The sequence below is a fragment of the Kitasatospora sp. MY 5-36 genome, assembly GCF_001182915.1.
GTDB lineage: Bacteria > Actinomycetota > Actinomycetes > Streptomycetales > Streptomycetaceae > Kitasatospora.
The window spans coordinates 1-772 of sequence record NZ_LFVW01001357.1; the positions used below are offsets into that span (position 1 = coordinate 1).

Genomic DNA, 772 nt, shown 5'->3' on the forward strand with positions numbered 1-772 from the left:
GTCCGGGGTTCGAGTCCCTGGCGGCGCACAGACATTTGGGGAGCCTCTCGCAGCAGCGAGGGGCTCCCCGATTTTTTGGCCTCCGACGTCCGTTTTGCGTGTGATGTCGGTCTCGATTGGCGATCCGCCGGAGCTATCCGGCCCGTTCTGCTCGTCCAGGGCAGTAAAACCGGAATCGGGACAAAGGTCCCCAACCGCCGATGTCCCCGTCCGTGCCGGGCTGCCTCGATGCGCCCGCAGGAAAGGCCGCGCTTTGTCCAGAAACGCCCAGGGCGGCCGTCGCACGCCGTCGATCAGTCTCCGGCCGGTCAAACGGCTCAAGCGCTCCGCCGGCCCGGCCGGCGGGTCCGGCGGGTCCGGCGGCAGGAAGCCGCGACGTCCGAAGCGCACCGGCTGGCGCCGGCTGATACCCACCTGGCGGATGACCCTGCTGGGCTTCGGCTCCGCGCTGCTGCTCGGCATCGGTCTGTTCGCCCTCGGGATCGCCCTGGTGAAGGTGCCGGACGCGCACGCCGCCGCCACCGCCCAGAGCAACACCTGGCTCTACGCGGACGGTTCGGTGCTCACCCGCACCGGCCAGACCAACCGGCAGAACGTCTCCCTGGACAAGGTCTCCCCCGCCGCCCAGCACGCCGCGCTGGCCGCCGAGGACCGGAACTTCTACAACGAGGGCGCGATCAACGTCCAGGGCCTGGCCCGGGCCGCGGTCAACACCGCCAAGGGCCAGGGCACCCAGGGCGGCTCCACCATCACCCAGCAGTACGTCAAGAAC

At 70.2% G+C, this 772-nt stretch carries 1 protein-coding gene; it reads left to right on the plus strand.

All coding sequences use genetic code 11. The annotated features are described in order from the left end of the window. Nucleotides 1-421: 421 nt before the first annotated feature. A partial coding sequence (locus AE652_RS42420; protein WP_369808382.1) for a transglycosylase domain-containing protein occupies nucleotides 422-772 on the plus strand: 351 nt, incomplete at its 3' end.